Below are 5,896 nucleotides of genomic sequence, written 5' to 3'. Positions count from 1 at the left end.
TCTTGATGAGCAGCAAATATGTCCTCTAGGGGAATATCATATTGATTTGCAATGACAATAATATTCCCTATCACATCGCCAAGCTCTTCCTTTAGCTCTTGTTTATTTTCCTCATAGGATGCTATTTTTTCATCTGGTCGGTCTCTACCAATTTCTAATGCTCGAATAGCTCTTGCAACTTCGCCTGTTTCTTCTGCCAAAAACCCAATACGTGTAAAAATATTGAGCTCAGACCAACCCCGTTCTTCATAATAATCCTTCACCCAACGTTGAAACTCATTTAATTGCATGATCTTTTCCTCCATTCCTTTCCACTTCAAAATAAATTATACTATTAATTGCGGCTCGGCGTAATGATTGTCCAGATTTTTCAAGCTTGCTCAAAGCTCCTCTACTAAATCTGTGACATCCGCCTGAGACCTATCTTATTTCAGTAGTTTTTTCATTGAGCAGATCAAGGATGCTTCGCTTTCGCTCGAAAAACCGTGCTGAACCAAGATAATCGAATGATTAGATATGGAGGAATCAACTATGAAAAGTATCGCAGTATTTTGTGGGTCCAGTATCGGCGCTTCTGATGCCTATCGTGAAGGGGCTATCCGCCTAGGTAAAGAATTAGCAAAGCGCCACATTACTCTCGTATATGGAGGTGCTAGTGTCGGAATTATGGCTACAGTAGCAAATACGGTTCTACAAGAAGGTGGAAAGGTTATTGGGGTGATTCCGACATTATTAGAGGAACGTGAGATTGCTCATCAGCAGCTATCCGAGTTAAACGTTGTCAATACGATGCATGAACGAAAGAGTAAAATGATGGAACTAGCGGATGGTTTTATCGCCCTACCTGGAGGCCCTGGAACATTAGAGGAATTTTTTGAAGTGTTTACTTGGAATCAAATCGGCTTGCATCAAAAGCCTTGTGCTATTTTCAATATCGAGGGCTATTTCGATTTATTAATTTCATTTTTTGACCATATGCAACAGGAACAATTTTTAAAAGCGCAATATCGAGAGGCACTTATTGTTGACGAGGACGTGGCAGCACTATTAGATAAATGTGAAAGCTTTGTTCCAACCGCTATAAAAACCTATGAACTTAGCAAATAATTACGAAGTGGTAAGATTCGTTCCTTTTGGACGGAGCTTACCACTTTTTAGTTCCCGATTAAGCATCCAATCAATAGGTTAAAGACCTGCCCTCTTTTGTCGTTTTTTCACTGCTACTACACCAATCAACACAGCGACGAGCTTCACCACCAATAATAGTACATACAAACTAATTGAGATAATGGCAGGTAATAAGACTAGCCACCATGACCATGCTATGACATCTGTCCATTTTAATACAACCAAAACGATGGTCAACACTTCTGCAATGCCCATCTTTTCACCACCTTACTACCTTTCTTGACTATGTAGTTACTATATAGCTTAGGATAAGGACACAACGGAGAATATAGTTCACTCTTTTTCTCCATCATACAACAGGAGGAAGTACGATGACGAATATTTTTGTAAAAAGTGAGTTTGCTCCTTTAAAGAGAGTGGTAATGGCTCAATCAGAATTTGCTTTTCCCTCAAAAGACGAGTTAACAGATGATGAATTTTTAACTGAAGAAACGTTAGCACTCTATGCTGGTGTCGATACGAAGGGTAAAAATTATAAAGATGTTTTTCCAGAAAGACAGCAGCAATGGGAATTGGAACGTCTTAATTTAAAGAAAGTTTTAGAAAAGTATGGGGTTGAAGTCCATTCTCCAAGACTTTTAACAGACTATGAAAAGGAATTAGGAAAAGAGGATGGCTATAGCAATTTCTTTGTCCGAGACCCGCTTTTCACCATTGGTCCATTGTTAATCGAAGGCTCACTTCGATTTCCCCATAGACGCAATGAAATTTTGCCGGTGCGTCATCTTTTAGCACAGGAGGCAAATGAAAATCAATGTTACTATGTCTCTATTCCAAAGCCAGATATGGCAGAAGGACAAGCGTCAGAAGCGGGTCCCTTTTTAGAGGGAGGCGATGTCTTAGTTTTAGATAAAATAATTTTCGTTGGAAATTCAGGACTAGCTTCCAATCAAAATGGCGTTCAATGGCTACGTAATTTAGCGAGTAACTTCGATTATACGGTAGTTGAAGTTCCGCTTCATCCAACTATTCTTCATTTAGACTGTGCTCTTAGCTTGGTAAGAAACGGACTTATGATTGTTTGTGAGGAAGCCTTTTTAGATGGTATTCCTGAACAGCTAAAGGATTGGGATAAAATTTACGTTTCCTTAGAAGATGCGGCACGCCTTGCTACCAATGGTTTACCTGTTAATGAACAGGTTTATATTACAGATAAAGAATTTACATGGATTGGTGAACAATTAGAACAAAAAGGGATCACAGTCGAATATGTTGATTTTAAAATTTCACGAAGCTTCGGAGGTTCTTTTAGATGTAGTACACAGCCACTATTAAGAACAGAGCGCTAAACTCATGTTGTGAAGAAAGCAGGAAATTATCCATCTTCCTTTAAAAAATAATATGAATAATGAGCAACCTGAAATGGCACATTATTTATAGGAGGTGGACGAAAAATGTCTAGAATTATTGGTGTGGAACAATCATTATCTAATATTGAGGATGCTTTAAAAGCAAAAGGCTATGAAGTGATCCAGCTTCGCAATGAAGAGGATGCCAAAAAATGTGATGCCTGTATCATTACAGGTCAGGATCGAGACGTGATGGGAATTAGTGATCCAGTCATGGCTGGTCCAGTCATCGACGCGGATGGGCTTTCAGCAAACGAAGTTGTTCAACGCGTTGAGAAATACTTTCATTAACTGAGTAAGTCAGTGCTGCCACAGCATCTTGTTGACTGTAGGCAGCACTTTTCTATTCCATTCTCCTACATACTATCTTACTTATAATATACTCATTTTTTGTCCAAACTAATGTACACGACCTTTAAAAAGTAGGGAGACATATGAGTCAAAAAAATATAGTAGTGGCTATGTTCATGTTTACTATTACACTCCTGTTATCAGGCTGTTGGGATGTCACAGAGCCACAACGAATGTACTATGTGCAAGGTGTTGGAGTAGATTATAAAGACAATGAATATACTGTATACTTACAAATTATTAACTTTGCCACTGTAGCTAAAACAGAAACAGCAAATCCTCAAGCAGCGCCTACCGAAATAGGGAAAGCTACGGGCAAAACTATTGAAGAGGCTATTTATAAATTATATCGTTCGATGGACCAAGAAGTGTTTTGGGGGCATATGACCTTTCTTCTTTTCTCAGATAATGCTATGCGTGAAGAGCATGCCATTTCTGTTATCGACACATTTTTGCGTTTTCGAGAAACCCGATATCATATTTGGGTCTACTGTACAGATGACTCGATTGAGGATGTGTTATTAGTTTCTCCATTATTAGAGAAATCACCAACCTCTGCTAAACTAAGTAACCCTAAAAATACAGCGAAGCAAGAGTCATTTGTAGAGCCTGTCAATTTAAGGCAGCTAGTGATCGGTTTAAATGAGCCAAACCATGAAATGAAGGTTCCTTACATTACCATTAATGAAAGCTGGGAAACAATAGATGGGCAAGAAAAAGAAACCTATTTTGCAGGTGTGGGTATTCTCTCAAAGGACAGCTTCAAAGGCTATTTAAAAGGGACATCTGCTCGAGGGATCGAATGGATGAATGATGCAACAAAACAAGGCGAAATTACCTTTGAATTAGCAAATAACGAAAAAGATGATTACCTAACTGTTGATATAAAAAAATTAGATGTCAGAGTTAAACCAATCGTCACTAATAGCCAAGTACGGTTTGAAGTCGTTTTAAAATTTGATACAGTCTTAAATGGCTTTAAAGGCAAGCTAGATCCAGATCAGGTAAGAAAAAAGGTTTCAGAGGAAGTCAAAAAAGAAATTATGGGTACCTTTGAGGAAGGCCTAAAAATGGATGCAGATGTCTTTCGTTTATCGGAATATTTATACCGTGATAACGTGAAAGCATGGAAAAAACTAGAGAAGAATGGCAAAATTCCATTAAATAAAGATTCCATTAGTAAAATCGATATTCATATCAATAAAGTAAGCCCTGGCCGTAAAACATTCCAAGAGACCATTACAGAATAATCAACAATGACCAGCCTTTTGAAATTTAAGGCTGGTCTTTATACTATATCAGGATCTTTTTCAGCTGATGGTCAATATCTCCCCTACTAGCTCCTCCGTGATAGCAAACAACTGTTTCAATATCTAGATCTACATATTTCTGTAAAGAAAGACGCGCTTCCTCTAAATGTAACACAGTTGGCTCGTGTATACCCTCAAGGTGGCCATCTACACTATACATTGAATCCCCTGCAACTAATGTTTTACTTTGTGTTAAATAGAGGCTAATATGACCAGGCGTATGTCCTGGTGTATGAATAACGCGAATTCCACCGCAAAACGGTAATTCTTCCCCATCATTCAACTCTACATCGACCCTACCCTTTGGGGGATTCACTAGTTGACCATCTTTCAATAGTGGCAACTCCCCTTGAATATAAGGCTTATCAAGGGCATGAGCATAAACATGTATATCCTGTCCACACTCCTGCAAAATATCAGGAAGACAACCGATATGATCCACATCCTGATGTGTTAAAATAACCGCTTTCAGTTGATCCAAAGACACGCCCACCTGTGCCATTGCCTCACGTAACGCATCCATTTGCCCTGGAAAGCCTGCATCCATTAACACAGCCATATTCTGATCCCACACCAACATCGGATGAATGATGAACCCTTGATAGTTCAGCTCTAGCATTTTGACACCCTTTGCAATTAGCATAGCTACCACCTACCTCGCCTTGTCATTTAATTTAAAATGTTACATAGCTAGTGTTCTGTGTTCTACACTCAATTTCCTGCCTCATATGTCGTTTATGTAATAAAAGGACCAGACACTCTTTTCGATGTGGCTGGTCCTTATGATTACATGTTCTTGTTTCTTTTATAATCTCTATATACTAATAAGACGACTAAAAGGAAGCTTAAGCTAACAAGACGGAAAATCGTTTCTAAACTCATCCATTCTGCTAGAATCCCTAGTACAAAGGCACTCATGCCAACTCCAACATCGAAGCTTGAAAGAAAAGTAGCATTGGCTGCTCCGCTTTTTGCTTCACTTACTTTTTGAACAGTCCATGTTTGTAAACACGGCATAACGGTTCCATAACCTGCACCAAATAAAATTGCCGCGATCATAAGACTTCCATTATTTGTTGTATAAGACAGCACAATCAATGATAAAAATCCTAGCGTTGCTGACACAATGATGATCGACCATGGTCCGTTCCGATCAAACCATTTTCCTGTAAATGGGCGTAGTAAAGTGGAAACAATTGCATTGATGAGAAAGAATAAAAAGATATGATTTAATCCTTTTTGTTCTCCGTACAGCACTAAAAAGGTAATGCTCGCGCCAAATCCAAGTGTCGTCACTATAGTTAGTAATGCTTGAAACCATACATCTTTTTCAAAAATCGCTTCCATAAAACGAAATGGCTGCTTTTCATGTTGAATAGGTGTCACTGATTGAACAAATGGAAGTACGATGACAGCTAATACACAAAGTAAGGCAGAAGACCAAATGAGTGTATGGAAGGAAAAAGAATGGTAGATAAGAATCCCAAGACTCGGTGCAACAATTGCTCCGACTGTTGTTGAAATGGAGAAATACCCCATACCTTCTCCTAATTTAGCTTTAGGAATACTATCGACAGCCATTGTACTATTAGTTGTAGTGGAAACCCCCCAAGCCGTTCCATGGACTAGCCGTAACAGAAGGAAAAGCCAAATATTATTAAGAAAAGGATACAACGTCGTAATGATTAATAACGATAT

General features: G+C 38.7%; 8 protein-coding genes. 4 read left to right on the top strand and 4 right to left on the bottom strand.

The window, feature by feature from the left end:
- On the bottom strand, positions 1–290 hold a 290-nt coding region (locus tag RT445_RS11025; protein ID WP_313470589.1), incomplete at its 3' end, for a MazG nucleotide pyrophosphohydrolase domain-containing protein.
- Positions 291–531: 241 nt separating this feature from the next.
- Between RT445_RS11025 and RT445_RS11020 the strand changes: the two genes are divergently transcribed.
- Positions 532–1,107 (top strand): LOG family protein, encoded by a 576-nt coding sequence (locus RT445_RS11020; RefSeq protein WP_313470588.1) that lies wholly within the window; start codon positions 532–534, stop codon positions 1,105–1,107.
- 78 nt (positions 1,108–1,185) lie between these two features.
- On the opposite strand, the gene RT445_RS11015 is transcribed toward RT445_RS11020, so the two are convergent.
- Positions 1,186–1,383 carry a transmembrane Fragile-X-F protein gene (locus tag RT445_RS11015; RefSeq protein ID WP_274796795.1) on the bottom strand — a complete coding sequence of 66 codons (198 nt, stop codon included), beginning with the start codon at positions 1,381–1,383 and terminating at the stop codon, positions 1,186–1,188.
- A gap of 116 nt (positions 1,384–1,499) precedes the next feature.
- Here RT445_RS11015 and RT445_RS11010 point away from each other — a divergent pair, with 116 nt between their 5' ends.
- The 3 genes from RT445_RS11010 to RT445_RS11000 all read left to right on the top strand — a co-directional run bounded on the left by RT445_RS11010 (position 1,500) and on the right by RT445_RS11000 (position 4,138).
- A complete protein-coding gene (locus RT445_RS11010; RefSeq protein WP_313470586.1) occupies positions 1,500–2,477 on the top strand; it encodes a dimethylarginine dimethylaminohydrolase family protein in 978 nt (325 codons plus the stop codon).
- 105 nt (positions 2,478–2,582) lie between these two features.
- On the top strand, positions 2,583–2,828 hold the full coding sequence (locus RT445_RS11005) for a YkuS family protein (protein WP_274796792.1): 246 nt from the start codon (positions 2,583–2,585) through the stop codon (positions 2,826–2,828).
- 143 nt (positions 2,829–2,971) lie between these two features.
- Complete coding sequence (locus tag RT445_RS11000; protein ID WP_313470585.1) at positions 2,972–4,138, top strand: Ger(x)C family spore germination protein; 1,167 nt, start codon at positions 2,972–2,974, stop codon at positions 4,136–4,138.
- Between the two features lie 43 nt (positions 4,139–4,181).
- Here the strand turns inward: RT445_RS11000 and RT445_RS10995 are convergent, their stop codons facing one another.
- The gene (locus RT445_RS10995; RefSeq protein WP_313470584.1) at positions 4,182–4,841 is read right to left on the bottom strand and encodes an MBL fold metallo-hydrolase; all 660 of its coding nucleotides are present in this window, start codon (positions 4,839–4,841) and stop codon (positions 4,182–4,184) included.
- A 143-nt stretch (positions 4,842–4,984) separates the two neighbouring features.
- Positions 4,985–5,896 (bottom strand): MFS transporter (locus tag RT445_RS10990; protein WP_313470583.1); only part of this gene is annotated, 912 nt, incomplete at its 5' end.

The sequence above is a fragment of the Lysinibacillus sp. genome, from assembly GCF_032093475.1.
In the GTDB taxonomy this organism is placed as follows: domain Bacteria; phylum Bacillota; class Bacilli; order Bacillales_A; family Planococcaceae; genus Lysinibacillus; species Lysinibacillus irui.
Note: the sequence above shows the minus strand (reverse complement) of the source record. Positions and strands in the feature narration are given on the sequence as shown.